Origin of the sequence: Ruegeria arenilitoris (assembly GCF_013030985.1) — a bacterium.
GTDB classification, from domain to species: Bacteria; Pseudomonadota; Alphaproteobacteria; order Rhodobacterales; family Rhodobacteraceae; genus Ruegeria; species Ruegeria arenilitoris_B.
The window spans coordinates 126,105-144,783 of sequence record NZ_WPYP01000012.1; the positions used below are offsets into that span (position 1 = coordinate 126,105).

19 protein-coding genes are annotated in these 18,679 nt (G+C 60.0%); 7 read left to right on the forward strand and 12 right to left on the reverse strand.

Going from position 1 to position 18,679, the window contains the following annotated elements; all coding sequences use genetic code 11:
* The first annotated feature begins 17 nt into the window (after positions 1-17).
* Genes GOX88_RS20465 through GOX88_RS20480 form a run of 4 tightly spaced genes read left to right on the forward strand, consistent with a single transcriptional unit; the run spans position 18 to position 3,954 of the window.
* Positions 18-1,163, forward strand: coding sequence for an acyl-CoA dehydrogenase family protein (locus tag GOX88_RS20465; RefSeq protein WP_170406306.1), 1,146 nt, complete (start codon positions 18-20; stop codon positions 1,161-1,163).
* Positions 1,160-1,930: a 3-ketoacyl-ACP reductase gene (locus GOX88_RS20470; RefSeq protein ID WP_170406308.1), complete on the forward strand. Its 771-nt coding sequence runs from the start codon at positions 1,160-1,162 to the stop codon at positions 1,928-1,930. Before GOX88_RS20465 ends, GOX88_RS20470 begins: the two co-directional genes overlap by 4 nt.
* Before the next feature lie 9 nt (positions 1,931-1,939).
* Positions 1,940-3,088: a dihydrodipicolinate synthase family protein gene (locus tag GOX88_RS20475; RefSeq protein WP_170406311.1), complete on the forward strand. Its 1,149-nt coding sequence runs from the start codon at positions 1,940-1,942 to the stop codon at positions 3,086-3,088.
* A gap of 5 nt (positions 3,089-3,093) precedes the next feature.
* The gene (locus GOX88_RS20480) at positions 3,094-3,954 is read left to right on the forward strand and encodes a sugar phosphate isomerase/epimerase family protein (RefSeq protein WP_170406313.1); all 861 of its coding nucleotides are present in this window, start codon (positions 3,094-3,096) and stop codon (positions 3,952-3,954) included.
* Positions 3,955-3,963: 9 nt separating this feature from the next.
* On the opposite strand, the gene GOX88_RS20485 is transcribed toward GOX88_RS20480, so the two are convergent.
* Genes GOX88_RS20485 through GOX88_RS20495 form a run of 3 tightly spaced genes read right to left on the reverse strand, consistent with a single transcriptional unit; the run spans position 3,964 to position 6,644 of the window.
* Positions 3,964-4,275 (reverse strand): Dabb family protein, encoded by a 312-nt coding sequence (locus tag GOX88_RS20485; RefSeq protein WP_170406316.1) that lies wholly within the window; start codon positions 4,273-4,275, stop codon positions 3,964-3,966.
* A 24-nt stretch (positions 4,276-4,299) separates the two neighbouring features.
* Complete coding sequence (locus tag GOX88_RS20490) at positions 4,300-5,064, reverse strand: enoyl-CoA hydratase/isomerase family protein (RefSeq protein WP_170406319.1); 765 nt, start codon at positions 5,062-5,064, stop codon at positions 4,300-4,302.
* Positions 5,064-6,644 (reverse strand): acyl CoA:acetate/3-ketoacid CoA transferase, encoded by a 1,581-nt coding sequence (locus GOX88_RS20495; protein ID WP_170406322.1) that lies wholly within the window; start codon positions 6,642-6,644, stop codon positions 5,064-5,066. Before GOX88_RS20495 ends, GOX88_RS20490 begins: the two co-directional genes overlap by 1 nt.
* Before the next feature lie 144 nt (positions 6,645-6,788).
* Between GOX88_RS20495 and GOX88_RS20500 the strand changes: the two genes are divergently transcribed.
* A complete protein-coding gene (locus GOX88_RS20500) occupies positions 6,789-7,607 on the forward strand; it encodes an aldo/keto reductase (protein WP_170406325.1) in 819 nt (272 codons plus the stop codon).
* Between the two features lie 72 nt (positions 7,608-7,679).
* On the opposite strand, the gene GOX88_RS20505 is transcribed toward GOX88_RS20500, so the two are convergent.
* The 9 genes from GOX88_RS20505 to GOX88_RS20545 form a co-directional block, all read right to left on the reverse strand.
* Positions 7,680-9,281, reverse strand: coding sequence for a GMC family oxidoreductase (locus GOX88_RS20505; RefSeq protein WP_170406328.1), 1,602 nt, complete (start codon positions 9,279-9,281; stop codon positions 7,680-7,682).
* Positions 9,281-10,783 carry an aldehyde dehydrogenase family protein gene (locus GOX88_RS20510; RefSeq protein ID WP_170406331.1) on the reverse strand — a complete coding sequence of 501 codons (1,503 nt, stop codon included), beginning with the start codon at positions 10,781-10,783 and terminating at the stop codon, positions 9,281-9,283. The genes GOX88_RS20505 and GOX88_RS20510 overlap by 1 nt, the downstream gene beginning before the upstream one ends.
* A gap of 59 nt (positions 10,784-10,842) precedes the next feature.
* On the reverse strand, positions 10,843-11,142 hold the full coding sequence (locus tag GOX88_RS20515) for a putative quinol monooxygenase (RefSeq protein WP_170406334.1): 300 nt from the start codon (positions 11,140-11,142) through the stop codon (positions 10,843-10,845).
* Entirely contained in the window at positions 11,142-11,711 is a 570-nt protein-coding gene (locus GOX88_RS20520; protein WP_170406336.1) for a flavodoxin family protein, read from the reverse strand. The genes GOX88_RS20515 and GOX88_RS20520 overlap by 1 nt, the downstream gene beginning before the upstream one ends.
* A gap of 18 nt (positions 11,712-11,729) precedes the next feature.
* Positions 11,730-12,767 carry a zinc-dependent alcohol dehydrogenase gene (locus GOX88_RS20525; protein ID WP_217354274.1) on the reverse strand — a complete coding sequence of 346 codons (1,038 nt, stop codon included), beginning with the start codon at positions 12,765-12,767 and terminating at the stop codon, positions 11,730-11,732.
* A complete protein-coding gene (locus GOX88_RS20530; protein WP_170406339.1) occupies positions 12,764-13,705 on the reverse strand; it encodes an ABC transporter permease in 942 nt (313 codons plus the stop codon). The genes GOX88_RS20525 and GOX88_RS20530 overlap by 4 nt, the downstream gene beginning before the upstream one ends.
* Before the next feature lie 9 nt (positions 13,706-13,714).
* Positions 13,715-15,223, reverse strand: a complete 1,509-nt coding sequence (locus tag GOX88_RS20535; RefSeq protein ID WP_170406341.1) for a sugar ABC transporter ATP-binding protein — start codon at positions 15,221-15,223, stop codon at positions 13,715-13,717.
* Between the two features lie 10 nt (positions 15,224-15,233).
* On the reverse strand, positions 15,234-16,199 hold the full coding sequence (locus tag GOX88_RS20540) for an ABC transporter permease (protein ID WP_170327595.1): 966 nt from the start codon (positions 16,197-16,199) through the stop codon (positions 15,234-15,236).
* Between the two features lie 93 nt (positions 16,200-16,292).
* Complete coding sequence (locus GOX88_RS20545) at positions 16,293-17,396, reverse strand: sugar ABC transporter substrate-binding protein (protein WP_174826199.1); 1,104 nt, start codon at positions 17,394-17,396, stop codon at positions 16,293-16,295.
* A gap of 251 nt (positions 17,397-17,647) precedes the next feature.
* On the opposite strand from GOX88_RS20545, the gene GOX88_RS20550 reads away from it, so the two are divergent.
* Together GOX88_RS20550 and GOX88_RS20555 are read left to right on the forward strand one after the other, a co-directional pair.
* On the forward strand, positions 17,648-18,307 hold the full coding sequence (locus GOX88_RS20550) for a TetR family transcriptional regulator (protein WP_170406344.1): 660 nt from the start codon (positions 17,648-17,650) through the stop codon (positions 18,305-18,307).
* A gap of 293 nt (positions 18,308-18,600) precedes the next feature.
* Positions 18,601-18,679, forward strand: a 79-nt coding sequence (locus GOX88_RS20555) for a sugar phosphate nucleotidyltransferase (RefSeq protein ID WP_170406379.1), incomplete at its 3' end; no start/stop codon positions are given.

Consider the following 18,679-nt stretch of genomic DNA (forward strand, 5'->3'; position numbering starts at 1 on the left):
CATTACGGGGCGCTAAGATGTTTCTGACCGAAACCCACCTTCAGGTTCGCGATATGACCCGCCAGTTTGCCGAGGATGTCATTCGCCCTGCTGCCGAGGAGCTGGATCGCGACTCGCGTTTTCCCGCCGAAATCTATGATCAGATGGCCGAGCTGGGCCTGTTCGGCATCGGCGTGCCGGAAGAGCTTGGCGGGCCCGGCTTTGACACGGTCACCTATGCGTTGGTGATGGAGGAACTGTCACGCGGCTACGCGTCAATCGCCGATCAATGCGGATTGCTGGAGCTGGTCTCGACGCTGATGGTGCGCCATGGAACGCCGGAACAGCAAGGCAAATGGCTGGGGGATATGCTGGCCGCACGACTGCGCCCCGCCTATTGCATCACCGAGCCCGAAGCCGGCACCGATGTGTCGGGTGTTCGCACCACGGCGGTGCGTGATGGCAGCGGCTGGGTGCTGAACGGCGGCAAGATCTGGATTCATAACGCCCCGGTCGCTGATCTCGGCTTTGTCCTGGCCCGGACCGACCCCGAGGCCGGGCATCGTGGCATGTCGATCTTCATCGTCGATCTGCACGCCGGCGGCGTTACCCGCGGCCCCAAAGAGATCAAGATGGGTCAGCGCGCCAGTCAGGTTGGTCCACTGTCCTTTGACGATGTCCGCCTGCCAGCCGACGCTCTGCTAGGCGCCGAAGGGCGCGGGTTCCACATGATGATGAGCGTTCTGGACAAGGGCCGCGTCGGTATCGCCGCGCTGGCGGTTGGCATCGGTCAGGCAGGGCTTGAGGCCGCGACCGATTATGCCCAACAGCGCAAACAGTTCGGCAAGCCCATCGCCGATTTTCAGGGGGTCCAGTGGCTGCTGGCCGACATTGCCAAGGATGTCGAGGCCGCCCGTCTTCTGGTCCATTCGGCCGCCTACAAGATCGACACCGGGCAGGACGCCACCAAGGCGTGCTCGATGGCCAAGTGCTTTGCCGGGGACATGGCGGTGCAGCGATCCTCGGACGCGGTACAGGTCTTTGGCGGATCGGGCTATATCCGCGGGTTCGAGGTCGAACGCCTGTATCGCGACGCCAAGATCACCCAGATCTACGAAGGGACAAACCAGATTCAGCGCATGATCATCGCCCGCGAGTTGCTGTCGAAAGGGGCCGCCGCATGAGCCGGCCCGCAGCACTTGTGACAGGGTCCTCTCGCGGGATCGGTCTGGCGGCGGCGGTTGCCTTGGCGCGTGAAGGGTTTGCCATCGCGGTAAACGGCCCCCAGATGGATGACGAGTTGCAGCGCGCATTGGACACGATCCGCGCCCTCGGCGTGCCTGCGGTTGCGGCGGCATTTGATGTCTCGGAGATCGGGGCGCATGACGGCCACCTCGCCGCCATCGAATCCGAAATCGGCCCGCTGACAACCCTGGTGAACAACGCAGGCGTGGGTGTGATACAGCGCGGCGATCTGTTGGAAGTCAGCGAAGCCAGTTACGACCGCTGCATGGCCATCAACACCAAGGCAATGTTTTTTCTGTCGCAGGCCTTTGCCAAACGACTGATTGCGCGCGTCCGCGACGAGAAGCTGTTTCACAGCATCGTCAACGTAACATCCTCGAACGCGGTGGCGGTTGCCGTTCCCCGCGCCGAGTATTGCGCCTCCAAAGCAGCGGCGGCGATGATCTCGAAAACCTTCGCCGTGCGGTTGGGACAGGAAAATATCGCCGTCTATGACGTACAGCCCGGCCTGATCGCCACCGACATGACCGCCCCGGTGATCGAGATGTATGACCAGCGCGCCAAGGACGGGTTGACCCTGTTCCCGCGCGTCGGCCAGCCCGAGGATATGGGCAGGATCATTGCATCGCTGGCCAGTGGCAAACTTCCCTACACAACCGGTCAGGCCATCTCGGCCGATGCCGGAATGCTTGTTCCCCGTTTCTGAGGTATTTCGATGAAAATTCAGCTGCCCGATACCACCGGAAAACTGCATGATTACGCGCTGGTCGGCACACCGGTCGCGCCATCGAAACTGACGCCGAACTCGGCCCGGATTCTGTATTCGGCCGCTCATGTTGTTGCTGACCCGTTCGGAGATCATGACCCGACCGGCCCGGCCCATGTGGATTGGGGCAAGACCATGGAATTCCGCCACTATCTGGCCGGAATGGGCATGGGCATTGCCGAGGCGATGGACACGGCGCAGCGCGGAATGGGGCTGGACTGGAACGGCGCGCTTGAACTGATCCGACGCACCAAGGAAGAACTGCCCGACGCGCTTGTCGGCAACGGCTGTGGCACGGATCATCTGGACCCGGCGGACGCAAAGTCGCTGGACGACGTACGCCGCGCCTATCTGGAACAGGTCGAAGCAATCCAGAAACTGGGTGGGCGTATCATCCTGATGGCTTCGCGCGCGCTGGCGAAGGTGGCGACCGGCCCGGAGGACTATATCGCAGTCTACAATGACGTGCTGGCTGCCTGTGATGAGCCCGTCATCCTGCACTGGCTGGGTGAAATGTTTGACCCGCAGCTTGCCGGATACTGGGGGTCGGACAGCTTCGATGATGCGCTGGAAACCGCGCTGTCGATCATCGGCGCCAATGTGGACAAGGTGGACGGGATCAAGATCTCGCTTCTGGATGCCAGGAAAGAAATCATCATGCGCCGTCGTCTGCCCGAAGGCGTTCGCATGTATACCGGCGACGACTTCAACTACCCCGAGCTGATCGAAGGCGACGATCAGGGCCACTCGCACGCGCTGCTGGGGATATTTGACCCCCTTGCCCCGGCAGCCGCCTATGCGGTCAGCAAGTTGAGCGAAGGAGACGCCAAAACCTTCCGTGCGACGCTTGACCCCACGGTGCCGCTGGCCCGGCACATCTTCCGAGCGCCAACTCAGTATTACAAAACCGGGGTTGTGTTCCTGGCCTGGCTGAACGGGTTTCAGGACCACTTCATCATGCTGAACGGCGCGCAGGCGACCCGGTCCCTGCCCTATTTCACCGACTGCTTCAAAATGGCCGACGAATGCGGGTTGCTACGCGACCCCGATCTGGCGGTTGAACGCATGAGGCACATGCTGAAGCTTTACGGAGTCTGAGCGCGATGCGTGATTTCACCCAGGATCACTCTGCCCTTGCGCTGAACACGGCCACTCTGGGTCACAATCTGGACGGCTACGGCGCGGGATGGAGCACCGAGCAGGTGATCGACGCCTGCGCGGCAAGGGGATATGGCGGGATCACCTTCTGGCGGCGCGAGCTGGATGGACGCGCAGTCCAGATCGGCCAGCGCGTTCGTGACGCGGGCATGCAGGTGGTTGGCTTGTGCCGCACGCCATTCCTGACGGGACCGCTTGCACTGCCATCCGACCAAGCGATCATGGACGATTTTCACCTGTCGATCGACCAGGCCGCCGCGCTGGAAACCGAAGTTCTGACCATCGTGACCGGCGGGCCCGAACCGGGGACCAAAGGCGTTCTGGAAAGTCAGAAAATCCTCGCCGACCGTGTGGCGCGCGCCGCGCCTTATGCAGCGGGCTGCGGGGTCAAACTGGCCCTTGAGCCATTGAACCCGGCAACGGCCGGCAACCGCACCTGCCTGATGACTGCCGCAGATGCGCTGAACGTCTGCGATGCGGTTGGCGCGGACAATGTGGGTGTCGCGATCGACGTCTACCATGTCTGGTGGGACACAACACTGGCCGACACGCTCGCGACCCGCGCCAAGGGTCGGATTCTCGGCTATCACCTGTGCGACTGGCTTGCTGACACCTCGGACGTCCTGTTGGACCGGGGCATGATGGGCGACGGCGTTGCCGATCTGTACGCATTGCGCGCCGCCGTTGAAGATGCGGGGTATGCTGGTCTGTGCGAGGTCGAGATCTTCTCGGCCGAGAATTGGTGGAAACGGGACCCGAACGAGGTTCTGGATGTGATCGTCGACCGTTTCAGAACCTGCTGCTAGGCCCCACGATCAAACCTCGATATCGCAGACAAATACGCCGTCCGGCCCGCCGACGGTTTTTGCGACGATGCGCCCGCCGATCTCCTGATGAGTAGGATCGACAAGATAGACATCCCGCACATCTGCATCCCGGAAATCAAACCAGAACATATCGTTGAAGTCCCGCACAAGATCGGTTTCGACGGACACATTCCTGCGGCTCTGGAAATCGAGAATGCCGTCGATATGGTCCTTCAAACCCTCCAGCTCCTTGTAGAGCGTAGACTTTTCGGCCTCGGAGACATCGCTTTCAAAGCGCAAATGCACCAGATGACGTATCATTTCGTTCTTCCTTCCCAGATGCGATTACCAGAATTTCGCCTTTTTGCGGTCTTTGAACGCGGCCAGCCCGGCCTGTAGCTCGGGCTGCGCGGCTGCGATTTGGCCAGCCAGAGCCTCGAACACCCGCTCTCGCTCTTCGCCTTCGGCGGCATTGATCAGCATTTTCACCAGCTCGGTCGCGACCGGTCCGCGATGGCGCATCCGGTCAGCCAGTTCCGTTGCGGCGGCAATCCCCTGACCCTTTTCAACGACCTGTTCGACCAGACCAACCGTCAAGGCGTCGATTGCCGAAAACTCCTCGCCAAAGATCGCCATGCGCCGCACCAGTTGCGAGCCGAAACGGCGCACGGTGCGCTGCGTCCCGGACCATCCGGGGATGATCCCAAGCGCGGGTTCCGGCTGTCCGATGCGGATATGCGATTCCGCAATGCGGTAATCGGCGCAGGCCGCCAGCTCCAACCCGCCGCCCAGCACATCACCGTTCAGAACCGCAATCACCGGTTGGCGCAAACGTGTCAGCGCGTCCAGAGCCTGATGCCCATCGCGCAGCCAGTGGCGCCCGAACCCGTCCGCGGACCGCGCCGCCCAGGCGTCAATATCGCCGCCTGCACAAAAGGCTTTTCCAGCCCCGGTCAGGATCACCACATGTGCGTCCCCGGCATGTTCGATCTGGCGGCACAGCGCCATCAGATCGTCCATCATCTTCTCGGTCAGAGCATTCAGACGCTCGGGCCGGTTAAGCGTCAGGCGGGCAATCCCGTCGCGGATATCCAGCAGAAAATGTTCCATCACGCGGCAGGCAGGTCCAGGCCCATCAGCGCCGGGTCGAACAGGGCCGCATCCATGGTTTTCAGGTCATCCGAAACCAGCAAAGGCGTTGCAGCCTGATCCAGAACGTCGCGCTGCACGTCCAGCCCGGGCGCAATTTCGGTGACCATCAACCCCTGATCGGTCAACTTGATGACACAGCGCTCGGTCACATAGGTCACGTCCTGCCCCTGCACCGTGGCGCGCTTGCCAGAGAAGGAAATCTGGTCGACCTCATCCACAAATTTGGCAACCTTGCCCTCTTGCAGGATTTTCACCTGCCCGTTTTCAATGGCCATCTTAGCCCCGGCGTTGAAGTTGCCCGAAAACACGATCTTGCGGGCACGCGCCGTAATATCGACAAAGCCGCCAGCGCCGGCCGTCCGATGCGGAATGGCAGACAGGCGCGAGACATTGACTGAGCCGTGTTTGTCGACTTCGAGGAAGGACAAGAGCGACGCATCAAACCCGCCCGCCTGAAAGTAGCAGAATTGATGTGGCGAGGGGACAAACGCCTCAGCATTGGCGGAACAACCAAACTTGAAATCCAGCAGGGGCAGCCCGCCCACGGCCCCCTGTTCGATCATCCAGGTGACCGAGCCGTGAAGCCCTTCCTCGACCAGAATGCGAGGAACATTGGCCGAGATGCCAAAGCCGATATTGACCGCCCAGCCGTCCTTCAGCTCCATCGCGACACGGCGCGCAATCACCTTGCCGATATTGAATTCCGCTGCACGGAAGCTTTCGATCGGGCGCGTCAGCTCTCCAGAAATCGCCGGGTCATATTCGGTGGCCGTGGTTTGCAGCTGGGCCGGGGCCTCAACAATGGCATCAACCAGAATGCCCGGAACATGCACGTCATGCGGGCGGATACTGCCGGCGGCGGCAACGCGCTTGGCCTGAGCGATGACCACACCGCCATTGTTGCGCGCTGCCAGCGCCATTTCCATCGCCCCCAGATAGGCGCCTTCGTGTTCGAAGCTCAGGTTGCCTTTTTCGTCAGCCGTGGTCGCACGGATGATTGCAACTTTGGGGGCCATGGATTTGAAATACAGCCAGTCCTCACCCTCGAACTCCATGCGCTTGACGATGGGTTCGGCACGTGCCGCGTCATTCATGGCGCAACCTTCGATGTCGGGATCGACAAAAGTATCCATGCCCACCTTGGTCAGAACGCCCGGACGCTTGGCCGCCGCTTCGCGCAGCATGTCGAAAATGATGCCCGACGGCACATTATAGGCACGCACCTGCTCGGCGGTGATCATCTGCCACACCAATGGCGGTTCGGCCTTGCTGGGACCCGACGGGTACGACCCTCCGATGATCCGGGTCAAAAGCCCCGGCTTGGCGATATGGTCCACGCCTTTGGTGCCAAACATGTCACCGGCCGCAATAGGGTGAATCGTCGTCAGGTCCCGCGGCGCACCTTCTTCGTCAAAACGCTCGCCAAGACCTTTGAGAACCGCATCCGGGCAGCACAGGCCGCTAGACGAATTCACCGCAACGGTCGCCCCGTCGGGCACAAGATTTGCGGCTTCGCGCGCCGTCATCTGCTTTGTCATGCGACCCTCACCAAAGTAACTAACTGGTTATATGTTTATGCCGTGACAGGCCACGAAAATCAACAGGAATTAGCAGCACGCGGGAATTGACCCGACATTAAGTAACTAGTAGGTTACTTTAAGGCTTGCTTTGGGAGGACCACCGTGAACATCTACTTTCAAAAAACCAATCAGCGCACATTCGGCACGTATCCCCTGACCGGCGACGAGCTTCGCGACGCGATCAAAATTGCCGCCGAGGTTGGGTATCGCTCGTTCGACACCGCACAAATGTATGAGAATGAAAAGGATACCGGTGATGCTCTGGCCGGGCTTGGTTTCGACCGGGATGAAATTTGCGTGACCACGAAAGTTCACCCCGACAACTTCACCGAAGAGGCCTTTCTGCCCTCGGTCGAAGAAAGCCTGAAGAAACTGCAACTGGATTATGTCGACGTCCTGCTGCTGCACTGGCCCCCGATCGGTGAAGATATCGCCCCGTCGCTGAAACTGCTGGAACAAGCCCATGCCAAAGGCCTGGCCAAGAACATCGGCGTGTCGAATTACACCGCTCAGATGATGCGCGATGCGGTCAAGATCATCGACACGCCGCTGGTTACCAATCAGGTCGAATTCCACCCGCTTCTCAATCAGGACACCCTGCTGGCGGCGGCGACGGAAACCGGTATTCCCCTGTCGTCCTACTGCTCGGTTGCGCGCGGAGAAGTGTTCAAACACTCAATCTTTGAAGACATCGGCAAGGCCTATGGCAAGACCGCCGGACAGGTTGTCTTGCGCTGGATTTTGCAGAAGGGCGTTTCGATCAACACCATGTCGACCAAACGTGCAAATATAGACGCCAATTTCGATGTCATGGATTTCACCCTGTCCAGCAGCGACATGGACCGGATAGACGCCAAAACCCACACCGGCCACCGGATCGTTGGCGAAGACCTGGTGCCCTGGGCGCCCAAGTGGGATTGAAAAAAGGGCGGTGCCGGATCACGGCACCGCCAGTTTCGGGGAGATACCCTAAGCCGTTGAGAGCCTTGTGACTCAGTGATTGCCCCGGATCATGTCTGATGCCTTCTCTGCCATCATGATTGTCGGCGCGTTGGTGTTTGACCCGATCAGGCTTGGCATGGCCGAGCTGTCACAGATCCGCAGACCGTCGATCCCCCGGACACGCATCTGCGGGTCGACCACCGCCATCTCATCCACACCCATCTTGCAGGTACAGGTGGGATGATAGGATGTCCGGCCGTATTGGCGCGCGTAGGCCTCGTAATCGGCTTGTGTCTTCACGCTGTCATCGGGAAAGCGGATCTGGCGGATGTATTTCTGCAGACTTTTCTGGCGGAAGATTTCCACGCTGTGTTTGACCCCTTCGACCGAGGTTTTCAGATCGTCCGGATGCCCAAGGAAATTGGGATCGACCAGAGGCATGTCCTCAATCCGATTTGACCGCAGCCGCACGGTTCCGCGCGCCTTGGGACGAACGGTATAAGAGTTCAGCGTGATCCCCGAGCTGCCTTTGGGCACGCTTGGCACACCAGCCTCAGCACCCGCGCCGGCCAGGAAATGGAACTGCAGGTCCGGAACCGGGGCGGACTTGTCCCCGTACCAGAATGCGCCGCCTTCGACGACATTCGACGCCACTGGCCCCGAACCGAACAGGTAATACTGCATACCGGCCCAAACCGCCCAATGCGGCTTGTTGTACTTGTCCAGACTGTGATGGCCGTTCAGTTCGGCCACGATGTCGATGCCGAAATGGTCGTTCAGGTTCTCACCAACGCCCGGCAGGTCCTGTTTGACCTCGATCCCGTGCTCGCGCAGATGCACGGCTGGCCCGACGCCGGATAGCAGCATCAGCTTGGGTGTCCCGATCGCGCCCGAGGTCACCAGAACCTCGTGATCAGCGCGCGCCTTGCACATCTGCCCGCCCTGATCGTATTCGACGCCAGTGGCCCGGCCGCCCTCGATCACCACGCAATGCACCTGGCACCCGGTTTCCAGGGTCAGGTTCGGGCGGGACAGGGCCGGTTTCAGATACCCCACTGCCGCCGAACAGCGTTTGGCGTTCCACGTGGTCGTCTGATAGACCCCGGCGCCCTCCTGAACCGGACCATTGAAATCCGGGTTGTAGGGGATACCCGCTTCCTGGCAAGAGCGCACGAAGGCCCGGGTCATCTTCTGCGGGGCATCGAGGTTCGACACCCCCAGCGGGCCTTCGGTTCCGTGCCAGTCGCCGGACAGGATGGCGTTGCGTTCGGACAGCACGAAGTATTTCTGGATGTCCTTGAACGCCCAGCCCTCGCAGCCTTCCTCATTGGCCCAGCGGTCGTAATCGATGGGATTGCCGCGCGTGAATACCTCGGCATTGATCGAACTGCCGCCGCCGATCACCCGACCTTGCGCGTAAGGGATCTCGCGATTGTTGGCGTTGACCTGCGGCACCGTGGTAAAGCCCCACGTATGAGGGCCGTCGGTCATCTTGGCAAAGCCCACCGGCATGTGGATCAAAGGATGACTGTCCTTGCCGCCTGCCTCTAGCAGCAACACCCTGACCGCGCTGTCTTCGGTCAGACGGTTGGCCAGAACGCATCCGGCCGAGCCGCCGCCCACGATGATATAGTCATATCCGGATTCAGCCATCACTCCACCCAATGCGACCGCTTGCCAATCTCAACATGGATCGACTTGATCTGCGTGTATTCCTCGACCCCGTGCATCCCGGCCTCTCGGCCCCAGCCCGAGGCCTTGAACCCGCCAATCGGCAGCTCGGGCCCGCCGGCCAGAGTTGTGTTGACCCAGAACCGCCCCGCCTGAACGCGGCGGGAAATCGTCAGCGCCTTGTCGATATTCTTGGTCCAGACACTGGCCGCCAGACCGTATTCGGTATCGTTGGCAATCGAGATCGCCTCGTCAATCGTGTCAAACGGGATCACAACCAGAACCGGGCCGAAAACCTCTTCGCGGGCGATCACCATGTCGTTGGTCACGCCGGTAAAGACGACCGGATCGATATATTGCCCGCCCGAGATTTCGGGCTTGGTGCCGCCGGTCAACAGGGTCGCGCCCTCTTCCTGACCCTTGGCGATGTAAGACAGGATCGTTCGGTTCTGCGCGTCGGTGGTGATGGCTCCGGCCTGCGTGCGTTCGTCCAGCGGATCACCGATGCGCACCTTGCGCAGCTTGTCGGCGACCATTTCGGCGAACTTGTCCGCGACCGAACGTTCCACCAGCAACCGCGCACCGGACACGCAACACTGCCCGGTGTTGAACGCGATACCAAAGGCGACACCATCCGCGGCGTCTTCCAGATCGGCATCGGCAAACACGATCTGCGGGTTCTTGCCGCCCAGTTCCAGCCCGAGTTTCTTGAAATTGCTCTGCCCCGCCGCCGCAACAACCGAGCGGCCCACACCGGTCGAACCGGTGAAGGACAACATGTCCACGTCCATATGCTCGGCCAGTTTCTGACCAATCACGCTGCCCGATCCGGTGACAACGTTGAACACGCCATCGGGCAAACCGGCTTCGGACAGGATTTCAGCCAGCATCAGAGTGGTGGCACTGGTCACCTCAGAGGGTTTGGCGACAATCGTGCAACCTGAAGCAAGAATGTAAGGCACGCGCTCGCACAGGATCAGGAACGGGAAGTTCCACGGCGTGATCAGACCAACCACGCCAACCGGCTCGCGCGTGACGATGCCCATCGCCCCGTCACCGCTGTTGTTGAAACTATCGCCATGCAGCGCCCGTGCCAGACCGGCGGCAAACTCGAACATGCCGATGCAACCCGTCACCTCAGCCCGTGCCTGAGCGATCGGCTTGCCGTTTTCCAGCGTTTCCCAATAGGCGATCTCATCCGTGCGCTGGCGGATCAGCTCAGCCGCTTTCAGCAACACAGCGGCGCGGTCGGCACCGGACAGGCCGCACCACCGACGGTCGTCAAACGCCGTCCGGGCCGAGGCAACCACGGCATTCAGGTCCTCTTCGGTGCAACGCGGGATGCGCGTAACGGGCACGCCATGTCCGGGCGAAGACCGCTCGAAAACGTCGCGATCCCCGGCAGGCACCCAATCTCCGTCCAGGAAGAACCCAAACTCGCGCGGTTCGGAAGGCAGGGTCAGTATGGGGCTGGATTTGTCCATGTTATCCTCTTTGCTGCGTTCGCCCTCCAGCAAGCGTCTGGGGGAGCAAACTGCGATGTTCAGTCTTCGGCGGATGTCATCATGCGCACCACCAGGGGCGTGGCTTGCATCGCCTCCATCTTGGGGGCCCATTCCCCGAACCAATCCTGCGCCAGATGCGCGTCAAGGTGATTCTTGCTGCTCCAGACTTCGACAATGGTCATTTTGCCCGGGGCTTCGGCGGATTGCCAAAGCTCGTATTGCTCGCACCCGTCTTCGCTTCGCGATCGGGCGATAAACTCGGCTTTGAACATTTCGACAAAGGCCTCTGCCAAGTCGGGTTTGACATCCAGTTCAACCAGTAGACGTGCTGCTGCCATCAGTCAGCAAGCTCCCAGAAACGTTGGTATTTCGCGTCAAGAGGATGAAGGTCTCTGCGCCCGTCCATGTAATAGCCGACCCATTCCGCCAAACGCTGCCCGGCGCGGCGACAGGCTTCAATAGCATGCTCGGCGCGTGGCTCACCGGCAAAGACTGCGCCGTAATGCAAGCTTTCCTTCTTGGCGACATAATCGGTGATCCCGAACACAAAGTAACCCATGTTCATCATCATGACACTCAGCGACTGACAGGTCAGTTCACCCCCTCCGCCCAATGACCCAGCCGAGGTGAAGGGAACGGCGAATTTTCCGTCGGTCTTAAACCAAATCTCAGGCGTCCGATCATCCCACCACTTTTTCATCCGCCACGAGATCCCGCCCAGATGGGTTGGGCAGCCAATCGCGATTCCATCGGCCCAAAAGACGTCTTCGGTTTCCGCGTCTTCAACGAACTTCACGCGGATTTCCATGCCGTCGATCCGCTCGACACCTTCTTTCACGTATGGCACGGCAAGTTCAGTAAACCGCCTGTCACTTTCGCTGTCATAGATGATCAGAATTTTACCCATTTGGTTCTTTCCCTATTGTTAAAGCCCTATTTGTATTTGCGTTTTCAGGTCCTGCGGTCGGTCAGCGATGCTGTCAAACGCCTGCTGGATATGATCCAGCGCATAAGAGGCACCGGTAAAACGGTCGGTTTTGATCCGGCCATGGGTCAGCAAGGTCAGGGCGTCGTGCATGTCCTGCCCCATGCCCGCGACCGACCCTTTGATCGAGTTCTCCTGCAGGATCGTCTGCAGAATATCGACGGGCAGAGCCTCGCCCGCGCCGGTGATACCAAAGGCCGCGATATGCCCACCTTTGCGGATCAGGTGCGTTGCTTGCTGGTAAAGCGCGGGCAGCCCGACGCTTTCGATCACCACATCAGCGCCGCGCCTTTGCGTGTGGCGCAGAACAATTTCCGCCAGCTCGGCCGGGTTGGTAACGCCGATATCTGCACCAGCCTCCAAAGCCATTTGCACCCGGTCTTCGGACAAATCCGCCACGATGATTGGCGCAGCCCCGATGGTGCGCAAAAGCTGAACGTGCAGGTTGCCGATGGGGCCCGCCCCAAGCACCACAACAGATTGGCCAAAGGTGATATTGGCCTTGCGGGCACAGCGCACGACGCAGGCCAGGGGCTCGGTCAGAGCGAGCACCTCGGCCGAGACGTCCAGAGGGGCCGGGATCACCAGCCGCGCGGGGACACAGATGTACTCGGCAAAGGCCCCATCCATGGTGATCCCCATCTGCTGCATCTCGGGGCAATTGAGGATTTCGTTGCGGCGGCACCAGAAACAGGTGCCGCAGCCGATATTCATATCGACCACCACTGGCGCTCCGATGGTCAGGCCAGAAACGTCCTCACCCAGTTCCGCGATAGTTCCCGTAAACTCGTGACCCGGCACCATGGGCAGGTTTTCCGCCGCGTAGTGGCCGTTGAAGATGTGGATATCGGTGCCGCAGATTCCGACCCTTGAGATGCGCACCAGAACCTCGTCCCTGTCGGGTTCGGGGCGGGAAACGTCCTGCACGTCGAACTGGCCGGGCTTTACAAGAACGGCTGCTTTCATGGTGGTGGTCATTTCACGACCCTCAGCTTGGTCCGGTCGATGGTCAGGGCAATCGCCGCGATCAGGATCAGGCCGAACACCATCTGCTGCTGGGTTGCATCAACCTCGAAATACAGCATCGACGACCGGATCACCGCCACGATCAGCGTGCCGATCAGCGTGTTGATGACCCCGCCGACACCGCCGGTCAGCGGCGTACCTCCGACCAGAACCGCAACGATTGCAGGCAACAGGAACCCGTTCGCCAGTGTGGGAGAACCACCGGAGAGTTTTACCGAGAACAGCAAGCCTGCAATCGCAGCCAGTCCGCCGGACAACGCAAATGCCATGATCTTGATCCGATTGACGTTCAGCCCCGAGGCGACGGCCGCAGGCTCCCCCGCCCCAACCGCCTTGAGCGCGCGCCCGAAGGTCGTCCGCGATTGCAGGAACCACGCGCCCAGAACCAGAACCGCGGCAATGATCAATTCGCTTGGCAGCCCCGCAACCGAACTGGTCATCCAGCCAAAGGTGGAATCCCGCAGTGTCGCATCCATGAATAGGGCGCGTTGGCCCGACATGTATTGCGCCGCCGAAAAGGCGATGCCGCCAACCGCCAGCGTCGAGATGAAGGAGGGCACGTAAAGCCGCGTCGTCACATAACCCGAGATACTGCCCAGCACCACGCCCGACAGGATACACAGCAGCGCCGCACCGATACCAAAGGTCGGCAGGGCAATTGTCGCAACCACCGTTGTCATGTTGGCGATGGACTGCGCCGACAGATCGATACCGCCGATATAGATCGCAAAGGTCATCCCCAGCGCCATGATGAACAGCGGTACGATGTCGGCCATCATCGAGATCAGGTTCGCCGGCCGCAGAAAGTTGGAATCCGCCGCGCCGACGACCAGCACCAGAACCAGCAGGGTGATCCAGGGCAGATGGGGTTTGATACGTTCAAAACTCATGGGGTGGCCTCAGATCATGTGGTGGACAAGGTCATAAAGCGACGGCTTGTCCCCCGGGCTGCAATCGAAACGTTTCTGTTCGACACCGTCCTTCAGAACGATGATCGTGTGGCTGAGGCCGATGGCCTCTTCCAGCGTGTCGGCGACAAGAATGATGCCGACGCCGTCATCCGACATCTCGCGCACCATGTCATAGACGTCTTCCTTGGCGCCGATATCCAGACCCCGCGTCGGGTGATCCAGCAGGATGATGTCGGACCCGGCCGAGCGCCATTTGGCCAGCACCACCTTTTGCTGGTTGCCGCCGGACAGCCCGCCGCAATCCTTGTAGACATCCGGGGTTTTGATCGCCAAACGGTCGATCCACTGTTTGGCCAGCGACTTTTCCTCGCCAATGCGCAGCACACCCGAGTTGGCGTAATTTCCCATCTGGCTGAGCGTCATGTTCTCATAGACGTTCATCCCGGCCACGATACCTTCGACCTTGCGTTCACGCGGGATGTACCCCACGCCGCCGGCCACACCGGCCTGCGCATTGAACTTGCCGACGGTTTTTCCTTTGAGCGCCACGGTGCCCGAGGTCGGAGTGTCCAGACCAAAGATCGTGCGCAGGATCGCCTCGCGCCCCGACCCTTCGGTGCCGACCAGACACAGAACCTCTCCGGGGCGCAGCTCGAACGAGACATTCGCGTATTTGCCGGTCACGGACACGTCGTTGAAGGCAACCAGCGGCTGCGCCTCGGACGGATAGGGTTTCTGTTTCTGCTCGCGGTAGTATTCCTTGTCCACGTCGCGGCCGACCATCTTGTGTTGGATGGCATCCACCTCGGCTTCGTCATGGGTGACGACGTCGACAATCTCGCCATCCTTCATCACATAGATGCGGTCGGACAGGTCCAGAACCTCGTCCATGCGGTGGCTGACAAAGATGAACGACGCACGGTTGGTCAGTTCACGCACAAGGCTGAACAGCAGCTCGACCTCTTCCTTGGCCAGCACGCTGGTCGGTTCGTCCAGCAGGATCACCAGATCGCCGTCGATCCGTTCCTCTAGCGTCAGCACCTTGGCCAGTTCGACCAGCTGACGCTGCGCAAAGGACAGTTTCGAGGTGGTCATGGCCGGGTCGATATCCAGCTTAACCTTGGCCAGCTGCTTGCGCGCGGCCTCGGCCATGGCTTTCCAGTTGATCACGCCATAGCTGACGAATTGCTGCTCGAAGCCCAGAAAGATGTTTTCCATCACGGTCAGGTTGGTGATCAGGGATTGTTCCTGAAAAACCATACCGATGCCGTGATCCATCGCCTGACGGGGGTTCTGAAAGCGGACCTTGGTTCCGTCGATGGTGATGTCGCCGCCATCGGGCTGATAGGCACCATAGATCACCTTCATCAGGGTGGATTTGCCAGCGCCGTTTTCACCGACCAGACCCACGATCTCACCCCGCCCGATCTGGAAGTTCACGGATTTCAGCGCGTGGACGCCGGGGAATTTCTTGTCAACATTGATCAGTTCGTACATCAGCCCGCCCCTATTTCACGAAGGTTACGGATTTGCGGTCGGTCGACAGAACCACCGCGGCGATGACCAACACGCCCAGAACGCCGTCCTGCACGTAGCCGGGCAACCCGATCACAACCATGCCGTTGTTGATGACGTTCACGATCAGCACCCCGATAAGGGTGTTCCAAACTCCACCGATCCCGCCCCAAAGCGCGGTGCCGCCGACCACAACCGAGGTGATCGACACAAACATGAAATTCGACCCCGTCGCGGTTTCCGCAATCCCGATCCGACCAACAGCCAGCAGCGCGCCGACCGCATAGAACACACCCGCCAGCGCAAACCCCATGATCCGCACGCGGTTGACGTTCAGACCCGAGGCATGAGCCAGTTCCTCGCCACCACCGACAGCATAAAAGTTCCGCCCCAGCGTGGTGCGCGACTGGATGAACCACGCGATCAGAAGAAACAGCAGCGCGACATAGCACATGATCGGAAAGCCGAACCAACGCTCGGTCAGCAGCGACCGGAACAGGTCATCCTCGACCCTGATCCGGTCACCGCCGGTCAGCAGCAGGGCAAAGCCGGTGCCCACAAACCCCATCGCCAGCGACGCCATGAACGAGGGGATTTTCAGCAGGACATGAACAAGACCGTTCACCAGCCCGATGGCCGCGCCCACCAGCAACGCCAGCGGAATGGCCAGCCAGGCCCATGACGCCAGCGTTCCGCCCATGCCAATGAAGGCAAAGGCAAACACCACCGCGCAAACCGACACGGTGCCCTCCATCGACAGGTCAATTGACCCCATGATGATGATGAACGTGACACCGATAGCGACCATCAGCGCCGGCGCAGACGATATCCCGATGCGGGCAAAATTGCGCAGCGAAAAGAAACGCGGTTCCATCGCTGTGAAAAACAGGACCAGAACCAAAAGGACGATCAGGGGCGCCCATTTGATCAGAACATCCCGTGTCAGCACATTGCTCACGTGCTTCCTCCCACTGAGTGAATTGGCGGGGTCGGGTTCAGCACCGACCCGAGTGAGCGGGCCGGCGTCAGGACCAACCCGCAGACACGTTTACTAGTATTGGATCTGGCCGTTCGACGTGGACCAGAAATCTTTCCAGTCATAGGCCGGAGCGCTGTCCAGATACTGCGCCTTGAACGCCAGCGCGTCTTCGGGACGGACCATAATGGTCGGGCCATAGAACTCGCGGTGGTCGTTGGGCTCTTCGGACGGTTTGAAGTGGCCGGTGGCCGCGTAATAGGCCAGCGCCGCCGTGATACCGCCACCCCAATGCGGGTTGGTGAACACGGTGGCCAGGATCTTGCCTTCGCCGACCAACTCAACCGCCTGCGGGTTGCCGTCATAGGACACGATGGGCATGTCTTCGATACCTTCGGCACGCAACGCTTCGAGCACCCCGTAAGCGATGGTGTCGTTGGCGCAATGAACGCCTTTGATCTCGTCACCGTAGCGGGTGAGGAAGGCGCTCATGACCTGGTTGGCCTTTTGCGTATCCCAATCCGCAGGCTCTGCGGCCAGCAGCTCCGCGTCGGGGTAATCCAGCAGCGCGGTCTTCAGACCGGCCAGACGCTCGATTGCCGGATTGTTCGATGCGATACCGCCCAGATGGACAACGCCGCCAGAGCCACCCATGGCGTCCAGCAGAATGCGCGCGGTCTGCTCTGCCGGGCCTTCGTCGGACCAGCTCATGTGGCTGACGTAATTGTCGCCGAAGTCCCAGGGGTGCAGGTCGTCGGTCTTGTTCCACAGGGTCGACACATAGGCCCCGGCCTCCACGCAGGATTCGACAACCGGACGCGCATTAGGCGCGTCGTTGGTGTCAATCGCCAGAGCCAGTTCACCATTGGTCTTGGACAGCAGCGCCTTGACGTCCGCCAGCGACTTCTCCGACGAGCCTTCGTTGATCAGGTGGGTCAGGAAATCCTTGGGCTTGCCGAGGCTTTCAACAAACGCCTCACCGCCCGAAACGATTTCGTTCCAATAGGGGTTTGTCCGGTTGCGATACGACCAGGCAACGGTCGGGTCGGTGATCGCCGCACGCGCCATGCCGCCCAAAATAGTTGAGATCGCAGCACCCCCTACCCCATAGGCAGATGCCAGCAGCAGGTTACGACGGGTTATCGTCTCTTGTTCGATGTATTTCTTGATGAATGACATGATGTCCTCCCTTTTCCATCAGCACGTGGGATCAAAGGCGTTCCCGTGTCGACCCCTCCCCGGCGACGATCCCGCGCAGCGGCACTCTACGCCATTAATGCACTAACTAGTTACTTCTTTACGAAACGGTGTGTCAAGCGTTAAGACTAGAATTAGAACGGTCTGAATTGGCGGCTGGCACGCAACAGTTGAAGAAGCTCGGCTATTTGTGCGAAATGCTCTGACCAGATTTGCTGCGCCGGGACAGCTGCATGACAGAGGAGGTGGCTGTGGTCGAAAAGACGACAACTAAAAAGAAAAGAGATGCCGAAGCGACCAAAGCACGCATCCTGCAGGCGGCGAAAAAGGAGTTCGCCAAACACGGGCTCGGCGGCGCGCGGGTAGACGAAATCGCCGAACGCGCCAATGCCAACAAACGAATGCTGTATCATTATTTCGGCAGCAAAGAGGGGCTGTTCCAAACGGTACTGGAAGCGGCCTATCTTGATATTCGAAGCGCTGAACGCAAACTGAACCTTGAGGCCCTGTCGCCCTCGGACGCGTTGGAATCCCTGGTGCGGTTCACCTGGAAATACTATCTGAAAAACCCCGAGTTCATCACTCTGGTCAACAGCGAGAACCTGCACCGCGCCCGTCACATCAAATCACTGCCCAGCCTGCCGGAATCGACCCGAGGACTGGTCGAGATGGTCCAGGACATCCTGAAGCGCGGCGAGGAATGCGGTGAATTCCGCTCCGGCATTGATGCAACCCAGCTCAATATCACCATCGCCGCGATCGGCTATTACTATCTGACCAACCGGTTTACCGGGTCCTACCTGTTTCAACGCAACATGATGGATGAGCAGGCGCTGAACGAACGTCTGGATTTCAACGTCGAAAGCATCATGCGAATTGTCCGCAAGGATTAAGCACAGTCCGAACTGCGTCTCTAAAACAGAGCTGCCGAAACTGCCGCGACGCCGCGCAGAACGGTGCTATGGGCAACGCCACAACGGGCCTTCCGTCAGGGTTTTCGAGGCCCGGGGCCGCACCGGAACCCCTCGGCTATCCGTTAAGCGTATTCTCTGGGCAAATAGGCCCGAAGGGCCACGTTTTTTGCAGTTTTGTGAAAACTTCTCCAAAAAAAAGCCCCTAGGCTTGTCAAAGGAATAGCCATTCTCTAGGACCGAGCCCGAATTACCTCTAATCGAATGGTTCAGTTATGTTGATTACGCCCGTCCTCCTATGCGGAGGTTCTGGAACCCGTTTGTGGCCCTTGTCGCGGAAAAGCTACCCCAAGC